Annotated in this window: 20 protein-coding genes and 1 pseudogene; 6 read left to right on the top strand and 15 right to left on the bottom strand. The window is 44.8% G+C overall.

The annotated features are described in order from the left end of the window. Window positions 1–28: 28 nt before the first annotated feature. On the bottom strand, window positions 29–922 hold the full coding sequence (galU, locus tag JV36_RS0107450; RefSeq protein WP_032094321.1) for a UTP--glucose-1-phosphate uridylyltransferase GalU: 894 nt from the start codon (window positions 920–922) through the stop codon (window positions 29–31). A 645-nt stretch (window positions 923–1,567) separates the two neighbouring features. Here galU and JV36_RS0107445 point away from each other — a divergent pair. The 3 genes from JV36_RS0107445 to galE all read left to right on the top strand — a co-directional run bounded on the left by JV36_RS0107445 (window position 1,568) and on the right by galE (window position 4,570). Further along, window positions 1,568–3,088: a peptide MFS transporter gene (locus JV36_RS0107445; protein ID WP_032094320.1), complete on the top strand. Its 1,521-nt coding sequence runs from the start codon at window positions 1,568–1,570 to the stop codon at window positions 3,086–3,088. 160 nt (window positions 3,089–3,248) lie between these two features. Next, on the top strand, window positions 3,249–3,551 hold the full coding sequence (locus tag JV36_RS0107440) for a DUF6170 family protein (RefSeq protein WP_032094319.1): 303 nt from the start codon (window positions 3,249–3,251) through the stop codon (window positions 3,549–3,551). After that, a complete protein-coding gene (galE, locus tag JV36_RS0107435) occupies window positions 3,548–4,570 on the top strand; it encodes a UDP-glucose 4-epimerase GalE (RefSeq protein WP_032094318.1) in 1,023 nt (340 codons plus the stop codon). Before JV36_RS0107440 ends, galE begins: the two co-directional genes overlap by 4 nt. A gap of 128 nt (window positions 4,571–4,698) precedes the next feature. Here the strand turns inward: galE and JV36_RS0107430 are convergent, their stop codons facing one another. The 10 genes and pseudogenes from JV36_RS0107430 to ccmA form a co-directional block, all read right to left on the bottom strand. Next, complete coding sequence (locus JV36_RS0107430) at window positions 4,699–5,598, bottom strand: MlaA family lipoprotein (protein WP_032094317.1); 900 nt, start codon at window positions 5,596–5,598, stop codon at window positions 4,699–4,701. A 2-nt stretch (window positions 5,599–5,600) separates the two neighbouring features. After that, entirely contained in the window at window positions 5,601–6,938 is a 1,338-nt protein-coding gene (gene ccmI / locus JV36_RS0107425; RefSeq protein ID WP_032094316.1) for a c-type cytochrome biogenesis protein CcmI, read from the bottom strand. After that, a complete protein-coding gene (locus JV36_RS0107420; RefSeq protein ID WP_032094315.1) occupies window positions 6,935–7,363 on the bottom strand; it encodes a cytochrome c-type biogenesis protein in 429 nt (142 codons plus the stop codon). Before JV36_RS0107420 ends, ccmI begins: the two co-directional genes overlap by 4 nt. Window positions 7,364–7,428: 65 nt before the next feature. Beyond that, window positions 7,429–8,085, bottom strand: coding sequence for a redoxin family protein (locus JV36_RS0107415; RefSeq protein ID WP_052009998.1), 657 nt, complete (start codon window positions 8,083–8,085; stop codon window positions 7,429–7,431). Further along, window positions 8,082–10,085 carry a heme lyase CcmF/NrfE family subunit gene (locus JV36_RS0107410; protein WP_032094314.1) on the bottom strand — a complete coding sequence of 668 codons (2,004 nt, stop codon included), beginning with the start codon at window positions 10,083–10,085 and terminating at the stop codon, window positions 8,082–8,084. Before JV36_RS0107410 ends, JV36_RS0107415 begins: the two co-directional genes overlap by 4 nt. A 156-nt stretch (window positions 10,086–10,241) precedes the next feature. Then, a pseudogene (gene ccmE / locus JV36_RS0107405) lies at window positions 10,242–10,691 on the bottom strand (cytochrome c maturation protein CcmE); the annotation flags it as partial. 90 nt (window positions 10,692–10,781) lie between these two features. After that, window positions 10,782–10,979, bottom strand: coding sequence for a heme exporter protein CcmD (gene ccmD, locus JV36_RS0107400; RefSeq protein ID WP_032094313.1), 198 nt, complete (start codon window positions 10,977–10,979; stop codon window positions 10,782–10,784). 1 nt (window position 10,980) lies between these two features. Next, entirely contained in the window at window positions 10,981–11,733 is a 753-nt protein-coding gene (locus tag JV36_RS0107395; protein ID WP_032094312.1) for a heme ABC transporter permease, read from the bottom strand. After that, complete coding sequence (gene ccmB / locus JV36_RS0107390) at window positions 11,733–12,398, bottom strand: heme exporter protein CcmB (protein ID WP_032094311.1); 666 nt, start codon at window positions 12,396–12,398, stop codon at window positions 11,733–11,735. Before ccmB ends, JV36_RS0107395 begins: the two co-directional genes overlap by 1 nt. Continuing rightward, a complete protein-coding gene (gene ccmA / locus JV36_RS0107385) occupies window positions 12,398–13,021 on the bottom strand; it encodes a cytochrome c biogenesis heme-transporting ATPase CcmA (RefSeq protein WP_032094310.1) in 624 nt (207 codons plus the stop codon). The genes ccmB and ccmA overlap by 1 nt, the downstream gene beginning before the upstream one ends. A gap of 338 nt (window positions 13,022–13,359) precedes the next feature. Here ccmA and JV36_RS0107380 point away from each other — a divergent pair, with 338 nt between their 5' ends. Together JV36_RS0107380 and JV36_RS0107375 are read left to right on the top strand one after the other, a co-directional pair. After that, window positions 13,360–16,011 carry a flagellar hook-length control protein FliK gene (locus tag JV36_RS0107380; protein ID WP_032094309.1) on the top strand — a complete coding sequence of 884 codons (2,652 nt, stop codon included), beginning with the start codon at window positions 13,360–13,362 and terminating at the stop codon, window positions 16,009–16,011. 102 nt (window positions 16,012–16,113) lie between these two features. Continuing rightward, complete coding sequence (locus JV36_RS0107375; protein ID WP_032094308.1) at window positions 16,114–16,437, top strand: EscU/YscU/HrcU family type III secretion system export apparatus switch protein; 324 nt, start codon at window positions 16,114–16,116, stop codon at window positions 16,435–16,437. Between the two features lie 133 nt (window positions 16,438–16,570). On the opposite strand, the gene JV36_RS0107370 is transcribed toward JV36_RS0107375, so the two are convergent. The 4 genes from JV36_RS0107370 to JV36_RS0107355 all read right to left on the bottom strand — a co-directional run bounded on the left by JV36_RS0107370 (window position 16,571) and on the right by JV36_RS0107355 (window position 21,151). Then, complete coding sequence (locus JV36_RS0107370) at window positions 16,571–17,791, bottom strand: ABC transporter permease (protein WP_032094307.1); 1,221 nt, start codon at window positions 17,789–17,791, stop codon at window positions 16,571–16,573. Then, a complete protein-coding gene (locus tag JV36_RS0107365) occupies window positions 17,775–18,581 on the bottom strand; it encodes an ATP-binding cassette domain-containing protein (RefSeq protein WP_032094306.1) in 807 nt (268 codons plus the stop codon). The genes JV36_RS0107370 and JV36_RS0107365 overlap by 17 nt, the downstream gene beginning before the upstream one ends. Before the next feature lie 568 nt (window positions 18,582–19,149). After that, complete coding sequence (recA, locus tag JV36_RS0107360) at window positions 19,150–20,184, bottom strand: recombinase RecA (RefSeq protein ID WP_032094305.1); 1,035 nt, start codon at window positions 20,182–20,184, stop codon at window positions 19,150–19,152. Between the two features lie 427 nt (window positions 20,185–20,611). Continuing rightward, complete coding sequence (locus JV36_RS0107355) at window positions 20,612–21,151, bottom strand: CinA family protein (RefSeq protein ID WP_081926555.1); 540 nt, start codon at window positions 21,149–21,151, stop codon at window positions 20,612–20,614. Window positions 21,152–21,266: 115 nt separating this feature from the next. On the opposite strand from JV36_RS0107355, the gene mutS reads away from it, so the two are divergent. Further along, window positions 21,267–23,882, top strand: a complete 2,616-nt coding sequence (gene mutS / locus JV36_RS0107350) for a DNA mismatch repair protein MutS (protein ID WP_032094554.1) — start codon at window positions 21,267–21,269, stop codon at window positions 23,880–23,882. The last annotated feature ends 114 nt before the right edge of the window (window positions 23,883–23,996 follow it).

The raw sequence follows: 23,996 nt of genomic DNA, 5'->3' as shown, positions 1-23,996 counted from the left end.
CGCATTTTTTAATATCTTAATTCTACTATTATGCTTTGATGGTAGCTAAAAACTCTTTAAACTCTTCACCTAAAGTCGGGTGGCGTAGTGCGTACTCAACATTCGCTTTCATATAACCAAGTTTACTACCACAATCATGGCTCTTTCCTTTCATGTAGTAGGCATCTACTTGCTCTAGCTTCATTAGCGCATCGATAGCATCAGTAAGCTGAACTTCTCCACCAGCTCCTGGAGGCGTGAACTCAAGTAGATCCCAGATCTTCTCTGAAAGCACATAACGACCCACAACGGCCAAATCAGATGGTGCTTCGTCAAGTGGCGGCTTCTCTACCATTTTGTGAATTTTCGCTGATTCACCTTGAGTAATAGACGCGCCATCTAGGTCTGCGATACCAAATTTAGAGATATCTTCCTGCGCAACCTGCTCAACCATAACTTGGCTAACTCGGCTTGTATTAAACTTAGCCACCATATCGGCAAGATTGTCTTTCTTAGGGTTGCTCGCAGCATCGTCAATGATGACGTCAGGTAACACAACTGCAAACGGTGCATCGCCTATAAGTGGACGAGCGCAAAGTACCGCGTGACCTAAGCCATTCGCAACGCCTTGACGGATTTGCATGATAGTTACATCTTTAGGGCAGATAGACTGTACTTCTTCAAGCAGCTGACGCTTTACACGCGCCTCTAACGTAGCCTCTAGTTCAAAAGAGGTATCGAAGTGGTTTTCAATGCTGTTTTTACTTGCATGGGTAACGAGAATAATCTCTTTAATACCTGCTGCAACACACTCGCTCACTACATACTGAATTAGAGGCTTATCAACAACTGGAAGCATTTCCTTCGGTATTGCTTTCGTGGCAGGTAGCATCCGTGTTCCTAACCCTGCTACTGGAATTACTGCCTTTTTTACCTGACTCATAGTCTATATCCTTTTGATTCAAATTCTTCGACGGTCTCTTTACACAATCCTCATTAGGAGTTTGTACTTTGGGTAAGCACGTCGGCTTGTGTAATGAGATGCAATCGATGTTCCAACTAACACATTTTGAGCATAAAGAATGATTCAATGCACAAATTATAAATTTTTTCGGGTTTTCAGCACCAAAGTTGTGAAGGTATGATATCTCACGCACCAATATGGTGAAAGAAAAGATCTTCCGATTCTCTATCTATTAAATCCATAAATGTCACTCAAGCAAGTTAGTAAAGACGCTACATACCTAGGGTAATATTGTTCGAATAATGTTACGCGGCAATGACTAGGCTATCTTTTAATAAATAAATCTATCAATTGGATACCCCGATGTAGTAATCAAGCGATATTAATCGAAGCTTATAGTCGCAGTACGGATACATCACAGCCTAAAAAAATTAGTTTAATCCCCCTCCTTTGTTCAATACTTGGTCGGTTGACACTTGGCTTTCGAAGTTTGCACGCGAAATCTTGTGTCTTATCGCCACCTCTAGTATAAGAAGTTATCCGTATTCGGACCATTATCAAAGAGCCGACCAATATAGAGCTCTACAATAACAACCATAAGCAATGTGGAATTAAAAAATAATTATGAAACCATCTATCGATACAAGCTTTTTCGGTCATCCAGGGGGCTTAAGAACGCTTTTCTTCACTGAAATGTGGGAACGTATGAGTTATTACGGCATGCGCGCCCTGCTCGTACTTTTTATGACAGCAAGCCTTCAAACCCAAGGACTTGGATTAACCGTAGCGACAGCGGGTGCAATTTATGGCTTATACACCGGTGCCGTTTACTTTCTTGGCTTACCCGGTGGTTGGTTAGCTGACAGACTTATCGGCGGTAAACAAGCGGTATGGTACGGCGGCCTCATTATCTTTGCAGGGCACGTAGTACTTGCTATTGATTTGCAGAACCTATTCTTCGTTGGTCTAATTTTAGTGGCATCAGGAACGGGGTTACTCAAACCTAATATTTCTGCCATGGTTGGCCAGCAATACGGGGAAGACGACGGTCGCCGTGACAGTGGCTATGCCCTTTATTACATGGGAATCAACATTGGCTCTTTGATTGCCTACTTAGTCACCGGCTACCTTCAAGAAAACTGGGGATGGCACTACGCCTTTGGCGCCGCTGCTGTGGGTATGGCAATTGGTTTAATTCAATACTATTTCTCTAGCCGTACGCTTTCAGCAGAATCGGTCGCCCCTGCAAATGCCTATCAGGGCGTTGCCAGAAAGCGGGCGTGGACAGGTGTTCTTGTGGTTGTTGCGGCAGCTATTGCAGTCATCATCATGGCTCACATGGGTAGCATTGTTATCGAACCTATCGCCCTTGCACAAAAAGTGGCTATCTTCTTTACTGCTATATTCTTTTTATATTTTGGCTTTATTTATTTCAAAGGCGACCTATCAGAAAACGAAAAGAGACGTATGTGGGCGCTGTTCCTTGTATGTGTAGCCTCGGCATGTTTTTGGTCTGGTTTTGAACAAGCGGGCTCTTCACTTAATTTATTTGCTCAGAATTATACCGACCGTGTGTTAAGCGATGGTTCCTTCCTTACCTCTTGGTTTGGTATGTCTGCTATACCTACGGTGTGGTTCCAGCTGTCAAACTCATTGTTTATCATCATACTATCGCCGTTTTTTGCCGCACTTTGGATAAACCTTGCAAAGCGTATGATTGACCCGTCTTACACCATTAAATGCGCCGTCGGTATTATCATTATGGCGTCTGGCTTCCTGGTCATGTTTATGGCATCACAATATGCCGCACAAGGCCTAAAAGTCGCACCTATGTGGTTGGTAACAACATACTTCCTACATACAGTGGGCGAGTTGTGCTTAAGCCCTGTGGCGCTAAGTGCAGTAAGTAAACTGTCACCTAAGCGTTTTGCTGGACAGATGATGGGGGTATTCGTACTGACCTATTCAATTGGTAACATCATTGCCGGTCTTCTTTCTGGTAACTTCGACCCGGAAAATGTAAAAGAAATGCCTAATCTTTATCTACAGATAGCTTTGTTCAGTATTGCAGTAGGTATTGTGATTGCCCTTCTTAGCGTTAAATCTCGCTTCTGGGAAAAAGCAGGGATCCAAGAAAAAACGTAGAAGTTGATTATGTTTTTCTAGGTTAAAACAGTTTTATTTTTACGCTGTTTTAACTAATAGAATATTGACCTACAATAACCGCCGTAATAGTTGTATTTCGGCGGTTTTTTATTGGGAGCGAACTGTTGGTTGCAAGTAAGCTTTTTATTGAGAGTGAATAATGACGTTTTATTTTTCTACACGTAATATCCCTGCGCTACAGGGTTTACCCTTAGCCGAGCGAGCTCGATTGCTAGACCAAGCATCAAAGCGGCTTTCTGTGCCAGAAAAAACGCTACTGAATGTGTTAAAGCTTCTCGTTATTGTGCCTGTTTTTGCTTTTATTCTTCAAACGGCCACAAATTGGACATCGCTACTGTGGGCATTTGTGGTATTTTTACTTTATCCGTTGGTGATAAAACCTATCCAATACTCCATATGTGCTAAATACATAGCGCAACCGTCAAGCAAGGAAAATGAATGAAAACCATCTTAGTTACTGGTGGTGCAGGTTACATCGGTAGCCACACCGTTCTACAGCTTCTCGAACAAGACTACGGCGTTGTAGTACTCGATAACCTATGCAATGCCAGTCCTGAGTCGTTGAGACGGGTTGAAGGCCTTACTGGGAAGTCAGTTACTTTTGTACAAGGTGATATCCGAGATACCGCCGTATTAGATGATATTTTTAGTGAGCACAGCATTTTTGCCGTTATTCACTTCGCCGGACTTAAAGCGGTAGGTGAATCGGTTGCTAAGCCGTTATCTTATTACGAAAATAATGTGTACGGCACGCTAACGCTATGTAAAGCAATGCAAAAACACAATGTGAAGAACATTGTGTTTAGCTCATCAGCCACTGTATACGGCGACCCTGCATCCCTTCCCCTCAGCGAAGATATGTCTACAGGTCACCCAACAAACCCTTACGGCATGTCAAAACTCATGGTCGAGCACATGCTTAGCGACCTTTATGGGTCAGACAACGATTGGAACATTGTGTTGCTGCGTTACTTTAATCCAGTAGGCGCACATAAATCTGGCCAAATTGGTGAAGATCCTAACGGGATCCCAAACAACCTGATGCCATACATCTCTCAAGTTGCCACAGGGAAACTTCAGCAGCTTAGCGTATTTGGCAATGACTACGACACTGTTGACGGTACGGGTGTTAGAGATTACATACACGTTGTCGATTTAGCGAATGGCCACTTGAAAGCGCTAGACAGACTCAATCTTAATATGGGATTAGATAAGTATAATCTCGGCACGGGCCAGGGTTATTCTGTGTTAGAAATGATAGCAGCATTTGAAAAAGGCTCTGGCAAAAAGGTGCCTTACAAGGTTGCACCGAGACGAAGTGGCGATGTAGCCGCCTGTTATGCTGACCCTACAAAAGCGGCCCAAGAACTAAATTGGAACGCAGATAAAGGATTAGAAGACATGTGTGCCGACACATGGAATTGGCAGTCGCAGAACCCAACGGGTTATCCAAAAGATTAACCCTCGGTTAGACACATTTAAATGCAAAAAAACCATGCGCTACGCATGGTTTTTTATTTGTCTTGAGCTTGTAGCGTTGCTAAAAGTAAGCTTTTATTACTTATGCGCTCGAGAGCTTTGAATGCCCTTTAATTATCTATAATATCGCTATCTTCTGACGCTTTAGCTTTATCACTTTGCTCATCATCTTCGCTTTGCTCTTCTTCATATTCGTAATCATCGAAGCTTGAATCTTCTAGCATAGCCTCAAAATCAGCGAAATCATCTAGCTGCTTTTCATCAATAGCCTTATCGCCACTTTTACCATCGGTAACCCGAAAGGCTAGGTTTTCAAAATAGGCGTTTTTGATAAACGCATAATCGTCTACCGACTGTTCTAGCTGCGCTTCTTGCGCCATTACTTGAGCACGAGTTTCAAGTAGAGACACCACGTAGCGAGCTATGAAAAAATTGCTGGCAATAACCGCCATGGGGTATACCGTGCCATCAACAAATTGACCTGTGAAACTTCTCGGGTCGTTTGGTCCTAACACTGGCAGCATCATAAAGGGCCCTGTATCAACACCCCATACGCCTAACGTTTCGCCAAACTCTTCGTCTTTGCGAGATATACCAATGTTCTCAGCAACATCGATAGTACCAAGTAAACCCACGGTAGAGTTCAATAGAAAACGGGCTAAGCTGTCTAAACCATCATCCACCTTGCCTTGAAACACATTGTTCATAAAGTTAGCCGGCTCTTGCAAGTTCCGTGAGGCGTTTAGCAACCCAGTTCTTGCAAACTGAGGCATCACTGTCACGTAACCAACGGTAAGAGGGCGTACGATATAAGCATCAAGTACTTCCCAGTTAAAATCCCACATTAGACGGTTTACTGGTTCAAGAGGATCTCTTGGGTCTGATGAATCCACCTGTGTGCTGTTTGTTGAAACCTCTGAAGTTTGTTGAGATGCGTTATTTGTTGCACATCCACCTAACAGGCTGCTTATGACTAAAGCGCCAGCGACCAGTTGCCTGGTTATATCCATTACTACAATTCCTTATTTATGATGACGGTTAACTCAGGCATTTGCCCTTGTTTAACCTGCGCTGAGGTACTGCCCTGCCACTCGCCTGATGAAATAGAAACATCCCCATCGATAGACAGCCTTGCTGTGATGGTGATGTCAGAAAGCGAGCCTAAAGTGTATTGCGGCATCATTGCGTTTTTATTGCTAAGTGTCACCGCCGCAGGCATAGCACCAATAGGCATTTTTACTACCGCAGCAGGCATTCTATTTTCTGATAGAGCATCTTGTGCAAACACGATGAGAAAGCCCTCTTTGGGCGCTTTTACCTTCGCCTCTTCGGACAATTTTACCTTGATAGTAAAGCCAGTTTTAACTTTTGACGGTTCTGATAACGCAGTGTCTGACATATTGCTTGATTCACCTGGTGCCAACATGTTGCTGTCAGCACTAACACCAGCGACACCATCTGAGCTGCCAGTCAGCTGTGCCATATCACTAGCTCGCCCCTCAAGCTCAGCAATACGAACCGTTAGGCGTTGCTGCATATCACTGCCATTGGGAAGCTTGTCCTTCACTTGGGCATAATAACGTTTAGTCTGCGCTAAATCACCTACTTGTGCGGATACTACGGCCATCATTAAAGCAAGATTGTCGTTATCTGGAGTGTTAGCTAACAAGCCGTTTAAGATACCCTGTGCTCTTTGAAGGTTATTCACATCACCGGTGGTCATCAACGCCTGCGCAAGCGTAATTTTGTGACCACTGTTGGCAGGAGCCAAAACGGTAGCTCTATCGATAGCCTCTATCGCCTGCACCTCTTGCCCTATACTTAGCATCAAACGACCTAAATACATCCATCCAGTATCGTCACTAGGATCGTCGCGAAGGCGCTGGCGAATGGCGAGGGCTAAATCAGCAATATCCTGCTGAGTCAGGCTATTCGCATTACCACTAGCAAGTTGCTGACTCAATTGAGGCAGCGCAGCAATTGCATTCGTTGAGCGCTTGACTTGGCTCATTTGATTCACTTGAGAGTAAACCACGGCGCCGCAAATGAGGGCAATTAACCCACCCACAATCAGCACAAGAGGCGCAGTGCCGGTTTTCTTTGCTGTAAAAGCACTTTCGTCAACAAGGGCAATTTTTAACTCGTCCACCGCTTGACGCTTATCTATTTCGCTAATTAGCCCTTCTTTTACTTCGCGCTCCAATTCTACTAGGCGCTGTCTAATAATTTGCGTATTGCTCAGGCTATCTCGTTTTGCATGATTTTTATTGCGTAAAAACGGAAATGCGATAATTAAAAGAACGAGGGTAATAAGCCCAGAAACAATTAAATAAAACTCAGACCAACTCATTCTTTATCTTGCTCCAACATTGCATCGGCTTTGGCTAATTTTGCAGCCATGTCCTCAGGCGGTGAGGCTGACTTACGTCTAACGATAAATAGTAATGCGATAAAAACAAACAACACCGGCACAGCCCATAGCCACAGGGTAGCGATTGTCACCGGTGGCTGATAGTGAACAAAGTCCCCGTACCGCGTTTTCATATAATCAATAACTTGTGCTTCAGTTTTACCCTGTTTAAGAAGGGTATATACCTTGCGGCGCATATCATGAGCAATCATAGCGTCACTATCCGCTATGTTTTGATTCTGGCACATAGGGCAGCGCAGTTCCGCAGTCAACGTTAAAAACGCCGCCCGTTGCTCTGGTGTTTCAAATGAAAAGTTGTCCTCTGCTGCATAGAGGGTACCAGCAAAAGCCAGCGCGCTTATCATTAAAGCGCATGATATGAAGGGTCTTAACCTTAAGACAATGAGCAACGACGTTATACATTGGCGCATTACTTTACCTCCGCGCTAATAGTTTTAGCGTTTGCGTTGGTACTAGTAGTTGTCTTGTCACTATCAAACTTACCAGTTGATGCATCTGCCACTAACCGATTGTACAGTGGGCCTACTTTGTTTTTCCAAACCCGCTCATTAATGTCACCAATATGATGCATCCGGATAACGCCCTGGGCATCAATTACAAAATGCTCTGGTGCGCCCGTAACACCCAAATCTAGTGACGTATCGCGATACACATCAAAAATATTAAACGCATACGGATTGCCGTATCGGCTCAACATGGATGTCACTTCTTGTTGAACACGGTTAAGCGTCTTAGTGCCAAAATCTGGATCTAAATCTTGGTCAAAATAGAGACCGACAATATGAACGCCTTTCTCATTTTTCAGCTCAGTCAAATAAGGCATTTCAACCGCACACGTTACGCACCATACGCCCCACACATTTAATAGCGTCACCTGCCCTTTTAAGCTTTCTGGCGTATAGGTTATGTCTGGTTGCATAAGATCTGGTAGTGAGAACGCTGGCAGTACTTTATCCTTCACCTGAGAATCAAGCTCTCGAGGGTCTGAAAACAGCCCTTTGAATAAAAAGACAACCAGCAATAAAAATAATACCAGTGGAATGACGACTAAACGCGCATTCTTCATATTGCATTCCCTTCAGGTTTATCTGTTGTGCTTCTACTCAATACCGCTTTTACTTTCTTCACTTTTGCAATTCGGTAGCGCTTGTCACTAATTGACAGTACCCCGCCCAGCGCCATTACTACCGCACCAGCCCATAGCCAAATAACAAATGGTTTAATGTATATCCGAATTGCCCAAGCCCCATTATCTAATGGCTCGCCCATGGCGATAAACACATCTCGCGTAATTGTAGAGTGAATTGCAGCCTCGGTCATCGGCATACGCTGCACGGTGTAAAGACGCTTTTCAGGCTCAAGCCTAACGACTTTCTCGCCATTTTTATGCACATCAAAAACGCCAGCGTCGGCATTATAATTTGGTCCGTCGGCGCGCTTTACATCGGTAAAAGTAAAGTCATAACCACCTAAACTCACTGTCTCGCCAACATCCATACGAATATCACGCTCCAGCTCATAATTAGACACTAGAGTGATACCAATAATTGAAATAGCAAAACCAACATGACCTAGCACCATACCCCAGTGGCTAGGCGTCAGTTTTTTAAGCGATGTCAGTGTGCTCATGTCACTGGGCATTGAGGATACCCGCTGAATAACTTCTTGCACCGTCATCACCAAAATCCAAAACACCAGTACCATACCAAGCACACCCATGTAGCTTGGCGTGTCGTAGGCGAAGTTCACAAGTATGCCTGCACTTAGCGCAATGCCCAGCGCTATAAGCAGCTGTTTTTTGAGATCGCTGGCTTTTTGATGCTTCCAACGGGTAAGCGGCCCAAGGCCAAGAATAAGCACAAAAGGAACGATAAGCAGCGTAAACATCTGATTGAAAAACGGTGCACCCACCGAAATACTGCCCAATCCCAACTCTTTATGCACAAGTGGGAATAGAGTTCCTAGCAACACCACTAGCGTTGCAGCACAGAGGAAAACGTTGTTTCCCATCAGTAACACTTCACGTGAAAAAGCTTGATATCTGCCCGGGCTTTTTAGTGACGCAGCACGCATTGCGTAGAGCAGTAAACCAAAACCACTGAGCACAATAAGAATACCGAGAATAAATAAACCTCGGGTGGGATCGCTTGCAAAGGAATGCACAGACACAATGACGCCAGAGCGAACCAAAAAGGTGCCAAGTAAGCTCATGCTAAATGCAGCAATGGCCAACAAAACGGTCCAAGATTTAAAGGCTTTGCGCTTTTCAGTTACCGCAAGGGAATGCATTAACGCAGTGCCCACAAGCCATGGCATGAAAGACGCATTTTCTACTGGGTCCCAGAACCACCAGCCGCCCCAGCCAAGCTCGTAGTAAGCCCACCAGCTACCCAATGCAATGCCAACGGTGAGAAATGCCCAGGCAGCAATTACCCAAGGACGAGACCACCGAGCCCACGTGGAGTCGAGTTGTCCTGAAATTAGCGCAGAGATTGCGAATGCAAACGCCACAGAAAAACCTACATATCCCATGTACAGCATAGGAGGATGGATAATCATGCCAAAATCTTGCAGCAGCGGATTAAGATCTCGCCCATCAACAGGAAAGAACGGCAGCATGCTGTTGAACGGGTTTGACGTTAGCAGCATAAACAAGTAGAAACCGATACCGATCATTCCCAGCACCGATAGGACTCGAGCTACCATAGCAAGGGGGATCCCTCGGCTAAATATGGCCACGGCAACAGTCCATAGCGATAGCATCAGTACCCACAATAAAAACGAGCCTTCGTGCCCGCCCCACACTGCGGTTATTTTATAATAGATTGGCAGTTTGCTGTTCGAATGCTGTGCAACGTATTCAACGCTAAAGTCATCGGTAACAAAAGCATATGTCAAGCATACATACGCAATGAGCGTAAAAATAAATAGGCCAATCGCTAACGGCTTCGCCGTTGCCATCAAGGTTTCATGTTGACGGTGGGCACCCCAAAGCGGATATACCGCCAACAAAATGGATAGCACTAACGCCAGTGTAAGCGCTATATTACCAATTTCAGGTATCATAACTTACTGCCCCTCATTCATGCTCGTGGTTGAATCTGCCTTTGAGGGCTTATTGCCCGATACACCGCTTTCGTAAGTGCTTTTCTCATAAGAGCTAGCTTCATAGGATTTGTCGTTATAAGAGCTGGCGTCTGAAGAACCGTAACCGGATTTATTTTCCGGCTTAACGTGTTTTATACCCTTCATTTTTTCTGCCAATTCAGGCGGCATATACTCTTCATCGTGTTTTGCCAGTACTTCCTGAGCATTTATCTGTCTTGAGTCTGTTAATACGCCCGTTGCCACTATGCCCTGACCCTCGCGAAATAAATCCGGTAAAATACCGGTAAAAGTCACCGTAACAGCAGGGCCTGTATCTACAAGGTCGAAACTGACCGCTAAACTATCTGGGTCGCGGCTTACCGTTCCTGGCACTACCATTCCGCCAATACGCAAACGCTGTCCTACCTGTGGCTTTAGTCCATTTTTACCCTCAATGATTTCGCTTGGCGTATAAAATAAATCAATGCTGTCGTTTAATGCATAGAGCATCAGTCCAATTGCACTAGCAACTAGAAGGCCGATTAAAGCCACTACAGTTAAACGCTGCTTTCGTCTTGGGTTCATGCAACTATCTCACTTCGATATTTGGAAAATTGAAAAATGTGTCTTGTAAATAGCACGCCTAATACAGCGAGCTAATTTTAAGCGCCCAATTTACACGCTCTGCTGGGCACGCTTAATTCGGGCCCTTCGCTCTTGTTCTTTTAGCGTTGTAGACAGCAGCGTTTTTTGTTTTACATAACTTTGTATTGCTATGATGGCCATGCTGCCAAACGTGACGAAAAACGATATCCATACGTAAAAGGCATACCCGCCCATCGCAAAAAAGTCTGTCAACGATTCAAATTGCATACTACTGAGCCCCTTTTACCTGTTTTTTCGCAAGCGCTTGCACCCAAGGACGATGCATTTCTCGCAGCACAATTTCATTGCGTAAGCGAACTGTGGTTACTGCACCAATAAAAAATGCAAAACCAAGTAGGTTAATTAGTAACGGCCACAGCATTTCAGGAGCTATCGAAGGGTTGTCAAACTTGCTAATTGTGGCCCCCTGATGAAGGGTGTTCCACCACTCAACTGAGTAATGAATAATAGGAATATTCACTACCCCTACAAGCGCCATAACCCCTGCGGCTTTGCCAGCTTGCTGTTTATCTTCAAATGCACCGTAAAGCGCGATAACACCAAAATATAAAAACAACAAAATAAGCTCTGAGGTCAACCGCGCGTCCCATACCCACCACGCGCCCCACATGGGCTTGCCCCATGCAGCACCGGTGAACAAGGCAATAAATGTCATTACAGCGCCAACAGGCGCCATGGCAATCATGCTCATGTAAGCCGTGCGCCACTGCCATACCATACCGACGAGTGCCGCTACTGCCATGGCTACATACGTGCCCATAGACAATATGGCGCTTGGCACATGAATATAAATAATACGAAATGAATCACCCTGTTGATAATCCTGTGGCGCAAACGCAAGTCCCCACAGCGTGCCAACAAACAAAGCAACACCGGCGCCTGCCCAAAGCCAAGGCTGTAACGTTACGCAAAGCTGATAAGCTCGCTCTGTTTTTGCGTAGGGATGTAACCACTTCCACATTAGTTCTGACTCACTCTTAAAGAATACGCTATCGCAAAAGGTGCTATTGCTAGTGCCAGCAACAGCATGGCCGCGATAATAGCAAGTTGCGGATAATAAGGTAATTGAAGTGCGGCAGAATCCACAGCTGATGTGGCAAAAATGAGTAACGGAATAAAAACAGGGATTAGTAGCAATGCTAACAACACACCACCTTTCTGTAACCCTACCGTTAACCCTACTGCAATTGCACCAATTAACGACAGTAGCGGCGTACCTAGAAACAACGTTGCTAATAGCGCCACGTACATATCAAACGTTAAATTTAAAAACATGGCTAATAGCGGTGACAGCACGAGCATGGGAATAAAACTCACCAGCCAATGCACGCACACCTTCACAGCACTAATCCCCGCAAGAGACATACCTGAGAGCACGTATTGCTCCATGGTGCCGTCTTGAAAGTCGTCTCGAAACATTCGCTCCATGGCCATCAATGATGACAGGATTGCCGCAATCCACAGCACCCCAGGACCAATGCGTTGCAAGGTGTCAGGAGACGGGCTGACACCAAGTGGGAACATAGTAACGACCATTAGCAAAAACATAAGCGGTTGAAGTAGTTCAGCCTTCTGTTTAAACGCAATGTGAACGTCTCGTTTAAAAACTCCCTGATACAGCGACATTAAAACCGATACTCCAAATCAAATACGCTGTGCTCGCCTGCAGCTTCAGACAGCGGCTGATGAGAGGTAGTTATGACAACGCCACCACGCTCAACATGAGATTTCATTCGCCCTTCGAGCAACGCTATGCCTTTAACATCTAATGCGGTAAAAGGCTCATCGAGGATCCATACGTCAGCGGGCTTTAACCACAAGCGGGCAAGGGCTACTCTTCGCTGCTGACCCGCCGACAAGAACCGTACTGGTACGTCTTCAAGACCAACTAGCCCTATACGCATTAATGCATCGAAAAGTTGGCTCTCTTCGCATTTCACTTGATGTTGAGCTAGCCAAAACCTTAAGTTGTCCAGTGCAGATAAGCTGCCGTTGGTTCCGCTCTTGTGACCTAGGTATAACAACGTCGACAAATACGATAACGAAGAATCTGCAATATCTTCTCCGTTAAACAATACGGTGCCAGATTCAGGCGTGCTTAGCCCGGTGAGAATTCGAAGTAAGCTGGTTTTACCCGCTCCGTTAGGCCCACGAACATACAGAAGCTCACCGGCACTGACCGCCAATGAAACATTTTCGAATAAGACCCTGTCTCTTTTTACGCATGTCAGTTCACACGCTTTTAGCACTACGACGTCTACCTTCTGTACGAATTACTAACTCTAAAAATTGGCGCTAGTTTATCACAGGATGGCATTTTCGCAGTCGCGAATATCAATTAAATATGATTTACTTCAACAGTTTTCTTGTCTTTTTTATTTACGATTTATTGTTTCCATCACACGCTATCTACAACATTAACTGGGTTGTTCAAATGCCTTTCAAAAAATGAGTTAGTTAGCGAATTAATCGGTGAGCCAATAACAGGTTTAATAGGCGGCTTTTAGCCTGCTTTACTATAATAATCGATTGTGCCTTTATCAATTACTCAGCTAAGGAAAAACATGCCAAGGCCGATACCAATCACATGACGTCGCAACTTTCCAATATTCTCGCGAGTGTACTGAAAACAACAGCACAATCTACAGGGCAAACAGGCGCTGCGAGCGCTGCTGGAAGTCAAAACACCAGTCCGGTCTCCGCTGATACAGGCCAAGCACCTACTCAACAAGGCGCTACGAATCAATCCCGCAGCAACCCGCTATCACGGGCGGTAGCAATTGATAACGCCGCTAAGGTAGTTGTTGCTCGGCTTCCAGATAATGTTTTGGCCCTAAGCACTCCCCAGTTAAAAGCGAATTTACGTGTCCCCGATACTGTTTCTCGCCAAGGAATACAGCAGCCTCAACTCATATCCCTCGGCTCTGGGGCAAGTGGCTCTGGGACAGGAGCTTTTGGAGTAAATAGCTCTGGAGCGACGGCTTCTGGAATAAACAGCACAGTACAAGCTGCATTGACGTCTGTAGAGGTGATATCGCAGAGCACAAGTATTCCTTTGGATAAGCAAGGTCAACTGTTTAAAGCAATCGCAGAAGCTTTAAAGAACGCTGAAGGAGCCGCCGTATCGCTTAGGGCACAAGTACATTCTGTTACCAGTAAAGAAGTAACCCTTGGTATAGAGGGGGGTAAATCACTTCATTTGCCCTTGGCCCAATTAGACGCTAAGTCAATGGCATCACTTCAAAACCTTATTGGCAAAGGCGTTTCCATCAGCCTCAACAAGACGCAAAGTGGGAATGTTGCGCTAACACTACACACTAGTTTAAATACTATTGCCAACGAGTTAACGGGCAAGAGCTCTGCACAGCAGCGCACAAACTTAGACTCCCTATCACTAGGAAATATAAGTGCTAAAGCTCAATACCCACTTATTGAGCAGGCACTTAAACAAGGCGGTGTGGCGATATCTCAAGAGCGCGGTGTTCCTTCAGCGTTAAAGCAGCTTCTCCCTGGCTCGGCGTCGCTCTCTACCTCAAGTTTTGGCAACAACATCTTAAAAGCCGTAAGTCTCCTTTCCTTAAATACAAAGGACGCAGCAAGCGCTACACTAAGCGTTCACACTACAAAAAATAGCGTGCTAACCACATTTTCACTACCGGCTTCAGCTTCACTTTTAGCCAAGGACATATTGCCTGTATTGAGCACAGGGCAGCTGCGAAATGTAGATGTTAAAAGCCTGCCGATATCTCAACTTACTGGCATTGAAATATTAAAAGCTGGAAAAGGAGCAAGTTCACGGCTAGCACCTAATGCGTCATTACATAGCTCTCATAGTGTTAATAATGCTCACAGTGCCAGTATTAAAACTGCACCTGAGTCCCTTAGCGGCAGTGATGTACATAACGCCATTCGCTCACTCTCCCGTGTTTTATTAAATCAAACTGGCAGCACCGCTAGTGCCCTTACAGCCCTAGTGTCCATTGTAGAGAATAGACCGAACAATAGCGTTCTTGGGCAAGTACAAGGTAATTCCATAGCTCAACAAGATACGTCATCTGCACTGTCCAAATTAATACAGCAACTAAAAAGCATAGACGTTCGCTCGGCGTCGCCTTCGGCGCTAAGCAAGCCACAACTTGAAACAACTCAGGGATTGCCTGCACAAAAGGCACCTTCTACTCAGGTTGCAAATGCGGTAGAAAACACAGCGAACACCCAATTGACCAAAGAAGCAAACGCAACAAAGCCCACATTGGGATCCATTGCTCAAATGATAAAATCTGAAGCAAAAAGCGCTTCGGTGGAGCTGTTTAATAATCTATTGCAGCAACTCTCAAATAACACCAGCAAGCAGCAAATAAGTGCTAGTGAACGAAACGCGCTAGTCAAAGAAATGACAAGTGCTTTAGCCGAGTCTGACGTGAAATCTACTGACAGCACGGGAAAGGACAAAGAGGTTAAAGACGCTAATTTAAAGGCCGGTACGTCAGGGCCTGACTCGTCATTGCCTCAGCGTATTCAAACGCTGCTAAACAGCCCAGCACTTTTGGCAACGCCATCAACGCTAACCTCTCCCGTTGCGGTATCGAGTTTTGTACAAGGACTTGTTGCACTTGTTCAACTCGCATTAGCGGGAAGAGCCCTGCAGCGACAGCCCAGTCTGAAGTCGCAAATAGATGCACCTGACTCTATTATCTCCAAAACCTTGGCAAGCGTGGGAAGTAACACTCAGCCAAGCAGGGTTAGCCAAGATGTAAACCAGTTAGATGGCCGTCAGCAGCTGTTAGCTCAATTAAAAACATTGCTTGCCAATCATCAGCAAAGCAAAGTAACTCAAGCAGATTCACGTATTCAAGGTCAAGATGCTTTTTATTACGTGCTGCCCACGCTGTCTCAACACAGCACGCCACCAGAACTGCTCATCTACCGCGAAAATCACAAACAGCATCAACAGCAAGAAAATAATGCTCAGCGGGGGCTATGGAACGTCACTATGAAATTGGATATCGGCGATACAGGTCAGGTGCTTGCCAAATCAAAAATAGATAAAGAGTCAATAACCCTCGACTTGTATGCGTCAAATGACGTTATTCTGGCAAGGATTGCAGATACACTGCCGTATTTAACCAAACGGTTAGAAGGGCTGGGGCTTCATGTTGAAAATTCGAGTTTTCAGCGCGGCCATATACCAGACACACTCAATAGCCGTCCTCATCATATTTTTGAGACCAAAGTGTGAAGCGTGTTTTGAATGCTTCTCTTTTTTGCGTTCCCCTTGGAAACGCTCTGTTGAGTCTCCCTTTTTCAAAAGAAGCGTAAAAATGGTAAATGAGTTATTGCGATGAGTTCAGATAAGCAAAACAAGGCTAAACGTGCCATAGGCCTCAAGTACGAAGGAGGCGACAAAAAAAATACGCCCAAAGTGGTGGCAAAGGGATATGGCGACCTCGCCGAAGCCATCATCGCTATGGCAGAAGAAACAGGAATACTTATCCATGAAGACCCTTATTTAAGTGAAGTACTTGCCACACTTGATGTAGGCCAGGATATCCCAGAGTCCTTGTATTTTGTTATCGCAGAGCTGCTCGCCTACTCATACGTTCTTCAAGGAAAGATCCCTCCTGGCTGGGAAGGTATTATCAAACGAATCGATTTTGAGGTATGAAACACGTCCTTTGTATTAGCCAAATATCCGGCCTTCGAAAATATTCCACGCCATAAAAAAACGCCCCGTGTGGCTGGTAGGATTAACCACCTTCCAACCACACGGGGCGCTCGCGCTGATACCAGTACACTGGCTATCTAAATAGTACTTTTTCTTTGTTGAACCAATGAATGCAGAACATGATAAGGCCTATTGCTATAACGGCTGTGGAAGTAAAAATACCAAACAGCGCAAAGTAATCCATAGTGCCCTTAAACAGTTCCTTCATCGCGAGAGCTACATTCGTTAACGGGACCCACACCCACGCACCCTTTAGTTCTACACCAGGCATCATAGCAATCAGCACAGGGAAGATAACCACCATGATTAGCGAGCCCATATAGCTTTGTGCTTCTTTGAATGAACGCGCATAGATAGACAGGGAAAGCAAAATAGCTGCGAATACTGCCACCACAGGCACCAACATAAGAAATATAAGTACAAAATCTACAATGCCAATCATGGACATCACTTCAACGACAAATTCGATGGCCATACCTTGTGATAACACTATTCCCCACAGAGCCATGGACGATACGGTGATGAGGGCAGTAATGATCCCCGCAGCGCTTACCGTAAAGAATTTACCCAGTACAAGTTTGTACCTGTCCATTGGTGAGATAAGCAAGGTTTCCAGTGTTCCTCTTTCCTTTTCCCCTGCTCCCAAATCAGCCGCTGGTGCCATAGCACCTTGTAAGCACAATATGAATATGAAATAAGGAAGGAAGCCACCAATACGCTCTCCCCACACTTCTCTGTCATCGGCAATATTTTGTTTTTCAATTGAAATGGGTTTTAGCAGCGCCTCCTGCTGAGATTCATTTAAACCTAACTGCGTAAATGCAGAAAGCTGGTACTCATCCATATATACATCGATAATTTCAGCTACTCGTCCGTACACTTTATTAAGCCCAGCGTCATTAAGATAAAGCTCAATTTTATGCTGCCCTGATGTCAAAATATCAGGGTTAAAGGTTTCAGGTATTACTAGCACGAAGTCTAAGGTTTCGTTTTTAATCAGCGTTGCGTAGCCTTCTTTGTCGGTAGCTGTGTCAGTATCAGCGCCGTCAATAGCGACTTGCTCAAACTTATCAGAAGCCTGACTGAACGACTCAACAATATCTGGCGCATAAGCTTCACCAACAATGGCATATTTTAAAATTTCGTTTTCTGCCTTTTCAGCGGCATTACTCATAAAGAAAATGCCCACACCAAAGATCGCGGGGAACAATAATAGCGGTAACAAGATCATAAAGATGATCGTTTTTCTATCCCGCAATAATTCTTTAAATTCCTTCTTAAAGATTAACCACATTGCTCTTCTCCTGTGATTCTGTTTCTAGTGTTTTAAGGAAACTCTTGTGCATTTGGCCATCGGACAGTGCGCTGAACGCCGCTAGTGAGTCATTGAATACCGTTTCACCTTGATTGATGACGGTGACTTTGTCACACAGCGTTTGCACTTCATCGAGATGGTGAGTAGAGAAAATAACGGGTGTGCCTTTATCTTTTAATCGTTGAATAAATTCCATTACGGTGCTGGTAGCCATAATATCTAAACCCGTGGTGGGCTCATCGAGCACAACAAGTGAAGGCTCGTGTATAACCGCTCTCGCTATTGATACCTTTTGCTTCATACCGGATGAAAAGTTTTCGGCTCGCCGCTCTAAGAAACTCTGCATATCAAGTAAGTCTGCCATTTCTTCAATACGAGCTTCAATCGTACTTTTCGATAATCCATGCAGTTCGCCGAAGTAGCTGATATTTTCTCTACCAGTAAGTCGACCATACAAACCTGTGGAACTCGATAAAAAGCCTATCTTTTTACGAGCAACATTAGGGTTTGCCAAAATGTCTTGACCATCTATTAGCACGCTGCCGCTATCTGGACGAAGTGCCGTTGATAACATACGAAGCGTGGTCGTTTTACCTGCTCCATTGGGACCAAGCAAACCAAGAACCTCTCCACTTTGGCATGTAAAAGACACATCCCGAACAGACTGAAAATAACGCCCCTTTAAACGCGGATCTTTTTTCTCTTGTTCGCTAAGCTTTTTCGGGTTCTCGACCTCAAAACGTTTAGCGAGGCCAGCTATTTCAATCATGGACCTTCCCTCTTCTCTTTTATTAGTGACGATTTATGCCAGCGACTCGCGTATTCATAAACCGATGACGTTCAGTGATGCATACAGCAAAAGCAGCATTACACTATTTACTTTTATCTTATTAGCAATACTTTATTTTGTATAAACATACAACGTTCATAGATTGGGCTACTGCCTGAACATTCTATTTATCACTGCTCTATATATCGCTGTACTATTTATCGATTTACTTTGCGCTTCAATGAAACGCGGCACAGACTATTAGTCTTTTCTTTTTGGTATTAATTACAGCATTCCTCTTATTGGTCATGTAAACAAGGGTTATTCAGGCAAAAAATGTTAGTAAATGTTTTTCTATTAAACGATATCGTTAATTTTCTATTTGGTTGTCGATAGCGTTTGATAGATATAAAAAGTAAACAAGAAGGTAGATGACTCAAGCGGTAGACAGATGAAAAATAAACAATCTGCAGATACAAAAAAACCGCCTTGATGGCGGTTTTAATTATCTAAAAGAGGGTTGGGCTTCTCACAAGTCATTTGTGTAAGAAGCTATCTCTGCTGGTGCTTATGACTCTTCACCAGCCTCTTCGCTTTTATCTTCAACGATTTTGCCTGGAAGCAACATTTCTCTTAGCTTAGCTTCTATCTCGTCCGATACAGCAGGGTTATTCTTTAAAAACAACATGCTGTTCGCTTTACCCTGACCGATACGGTCTGTGTTGTAGCTATACCATGCACCGGCTTTATCAATTAATTTGTGCTTAACACCTAAGTCAATTAACTCGCCGTGCTTAGAAATACCTTCACCATATCGAATGATAAATTCAGCTTGCTTGAAAGGAGGCGCGATTTTGTTCTTAACGACTTTAACGCGAGTTTCGTTACCGACAACCTCGTCACCTTCTTTTACCGAACCAATTCTTCTGATGTCTAAGCGTACAGACGCGTAAAACTTAAGTGCGTTACCACCTGTAGTTGTTTCAGGGCTTCCGAACATCACACCAATCTTCATACGAATTTGGTTGATAAAAATCATCATTGTATTCGAGCGTTTCAGGTTACCCGTAATTTTACGCATACTTTGAGACATCATTCTCGCAGCAAGACCTACGTGTGAATCACCGATATCGCCTTCGATTTCAGCACGCGGTGTTAACGCTGCTACGGAGTCGACAACAATAACGTCAACAGCGCCAGAGCGTGTCAACATGTCACAAATTTCAAGCGCTTGCTCACCAGTATCAGGTTGCGATACTAATAATTCGTTAATGTTAACGCCAAGTTTTTCCGCGTAAATAGGATCTAGCGCGTGTTCCGCATCGACGAACGCACAAGTCTTGCCTTGGCGCTGTGCTTCAGCAATGACTTCAAGGGTTAAGGTTGTTTTACCTGATGACTCTGGACCGTAAATTTCAACAATTCGGCCAAGTGGTAAACCACCCGCACCAAGAGCAATGTCTAGCCCAAGGGAGCCTGTAGAAATAGTTTCCACATCCATTGTCTTGTTTTCGCCCAACTTCATAATTGAGCCTTTCCCAAATTGTTTTTCAATTTGAGAAAGCGCTGCATCTAACGCTTTGGTTCTATTTTGATCTGTCATCTTAACTATGCCTATGCTTATCTTTTGCGCGTCACATTGCGTTTATTATCAACAAGAGTTGGAACATGAATGTGAGTAAAAATGAAAATATAAGGATGTTTTATTACGTTCCTTATATTTTAACTTTCAAAACATCTTACAGCTTATGATTCTCGCTTTGCTTACTACTTGTTTGCGCTGTTATTTGTTAACTTTGTTGTTAATTTGCCAGCTATTTATTTGCCAGCAGCTTATCTATCTCAGGCTGCCTTGAGTTCGTCCATAAATACTGAACCACTGAGACAACATCGTTCGTCAATATTAAAACGCTAGAACGACAAACCACATCTATACCCTAACAATTTCTGCATGCATTCTATACTGTACAAGCATACAGTTTCAACCAGTGTTTTAATTATTTTTTTCAACTCGGCCTAAGATGTGTTGCTTAACTAGTACTAAGCATTTTCAGCACATAATTAATTGCAAAGGCTACCGCTTCACCACGTACTTCATCCCTGTTGCCACTAAACACCTGCTTGACTTGAAAAGCACCATCACCACAAATGAAACCAAACCACACAGTGCCTACAGGTTTGCTGTCAGTACCGCCACCAGGCCCAGCAATACCACTAACCGTAACCACTACGTTTGCTCCACATCGCTTTTGCACACCAAGCGCCATTTCAGTCACCGTCTGCTGCGATACAGCCCCATGCGTTTCAAGGGTCTCAGTGTTTACGAACAGCTCCTGCATTTTAGCCTTATTAGAATAGGTTACCCAAGACTGATTAAACCAATCTGAACTGCCTGCAACGCTGGTAAACGCAAAAGCAATGCCGCCGCCGGTGCACGATTCAGCAGTCGATACTGTCCACCCCTTTTTACGCAACACATCACCAATCGCCATGACTTGGGTATTTAATGCGCTATCAAGCATTACGGGTATGGCGTTTGGTTTAGAAACCGTTGAAAATGGTGTGGTCATATCAATCTACCGTCAGTGCTTTTTGTTGCACAGAGTTTATCATTTATTTGTTACCATACGCACTAACACCATAAACATATCTATCGAGGCCGTTTTTTTGGAATCACATACTCCTATGATGCGCCAGTACCTTACGATTAAGGCGCAGCATCCGAATATTCTCTTGTTCTATCGCATGGGCGATTTTTACGAATTGTTTTTTGATGATGCCAAAAAAGCTGCAGACCTTCTCGATATATCATTGACGGCTAGAGGCAAGTCTGGCGGCGATCCCATCCCTATGGCTGGCGTACCTTATCACGCGGTAGAAAGTTACCTTTCCCGATTAGTTAAAATGGGTGAATCGGTGGCAATTTGTGAACAAGTAGGCGACCCCGCTACGAGTAAAGGTCCCGTGGAACGCCAAGTTCAGCGTATTGTCACACCCGGTACTGTCACCGACGAAGCGCTTTTAGAAGAACGACGGGATAATATATTAGCCGCAGTGTGTGGCCACACAATGCATTATGGTTTAGCCACGCTGGATGTGACTAGCGGGCGATTTGTGGTGTTTGAATGCGATAATGATGAGAACTTGCTCGCCGAGATTCAACGAGTCAACCCTGCTGAATTGCTCTACCCAGAGGGATTTGAGCATGTATCGCTAATAGAAAACAGAAAGGGGTTACGACGTCGTCCTGAGTGGGAGTTTGACATTGATACCGCAGATGAGCAGTTGAATCTGCAGTTTGAGACCAAGACCCTTGATGGTTTTGGCCTTAAAGGTATAACTAAAGGGTTAGGTGCTGCGGGCTGTGTGCTGCAATATGTAAAAGACACCCAACGAACGGCCCTACCCCATATCAGGCAAATACAAACCGAACAGCAAGACAGCCGCGTTCAGTTAGACGCAGCGACAAGACGTAATTTAGAGCTCACTCATAACTTATCTGGCGGTCAAGAAAATACGCTTTTTAGTGTGATGGACACCACCACAACGGCGATGGGTAGCCGTATGTTGCAACGTGTTATTCACTCACCGTTAACCGACCAACATGAGCTACAGAGTCGATTAGACGCCGTTGATGCCTTTATTGACGATAACCCTGACGATATTCGCAGCGCCTTAAAACACATTGGCGACATTGAACGTATTATGGCGCGCTTAGCCCTTCGCTCTGCGCGACCTCGTGATTTTGCCAGGTTGAAAAACGCGTTTAACGCATTGCCTGATTTACGCGACGCATTATCGCGCTTTGAAACTGGCCAAATAAAACAAATTAGTCAAACCATCGGCACTTATCCCGAGCTGCAAACACTGCTTAATCACGCCATCATTGATAACCCGCCGGTAATTATTCGAGAAGGCGGCGTCATAGCACCTGGCTACAACGAAGAATTAGACGAGTTACGCGCGCTCTCTCAGGGTGCTACTGACTATCTTGATGCAATGGAGCGTCGAGAAAGAGAACGTACTGGTATTTCTACCCTTAAGGTGGGATATAACCGAGTGCATGGCTTTTTTATTGAAATTAGCCGCGCCAATAGTGCAAATGCACCCGCAGAATATATCCGTCGCCAAACGCTCAAAAATACCGAACGCTTTATTACTCCTGAATTAAAAGAGCACGAGGACAAGGTACTTAGTAGTCAAGGGGCGGCGCTTGCCCTAGAGAAAAAATTGTACGAGGCACTATTTGATGACTTTACGCCTTACTTAAATAACCTGATAGACAGTGCCGCTGCGCTAGCAAAGCTTGATGTGCTGTGTTGTTTCGCCGAACGGGCAATTGCCCTTGATTGGCATAGGCCGAAGCTCAGTAACGAGTGTGCACTTACTTACCAAGACGGCCGACACCCTGTTGTTGAGAATGTAATGAAAGCACCTTTCATTGCTAATCCGCTTCAGCTAGATAGTTCACGGCGCATGCTGATAATCACCGGTCCTAACATGGGGGGGAAATCTACGTACATGCGTCAAACGGCTCTCATTGCACTGCTCGCATGTGTGGGTAGTTTCGTGCCGGCTCAACATGCTCACATTGGTAAACTCGACCGTATCTTCACCCGCATTGGTGCATCTGATGATCTCGCTTCTGGCCGCTCCACCTTTATGGTAGAAATGACAGAAACCGCTAACATTCTCAATAACGCCACGGAAAACTCATTGGTGTTAATGGATGAAATAGGCCGTGGAACCAGTACCTACGACGGGCTCTCACTGGCGTGGGCATGCGCAAGTTACCTTGCCAAGCAGCTGAATGCCTATACCCTTTTTGCGACTCATTATTTCGAGCTTACCGAGCTGCCAGATACACAGCCAGGTGTCGTCAATGTGCATTTAGATGCTGTTGAGTTTGAAGATACCATTCGCTTTATGCATACGGTTTCAGAAGGTGCAGCAAGCAAAAGTTTCGGGCTGCAGGTAGCCCAGTTAGCGGGCGTTCCAAAAACCGTTATCCAAGCCGCACGCCAAAAGCTCGCCGCGCTCGAATCTTCTCATATTATGACACAAGGAGAAGAGAGTGCGCCTGATAAGGCAGCAAGCACCCCGAAAGTTACAACAAAAGCTACAACAAAAGCTACATCAAAGGCTGCATCAAAGGCAAAGCCAAAAGGCCAAGCAGAACTGCTGTTTCCAGATAAACCTAACCCTGCTGTCGATGCCCTTGCGAACATATCTCCTGATGAGCTATCTCCGCGGCAAGCTCTCGACCTTATTTACACCTTAAAGCGCTTGAGTCAGTCTTAGCCGCAAGGCCAAGTTTAGGTCACAATTGGCCTGAATTTGGTGTAAATCTGGCGTAAATTTGCACATCATGTAGGCAAATAGATTGTCTGTTTACATGGTTTTGCGTATACTATC

The sequence above is a fragment of the Alteromonas sp. LOR genome (genome assembly GCF_000753865.1).
In the GTDB taxonomy this organism is placed as follows: domain Bacteria; phylum Pseudomonadota; class Gammaproteobacteria; order Enterobacterales; family Alteromonadaceae; genus Alteromonas.
Note: the sequence above shows the minus strand (reverse complement) of the source record. Positions and strands in the feature narration are given on the sequence as shown.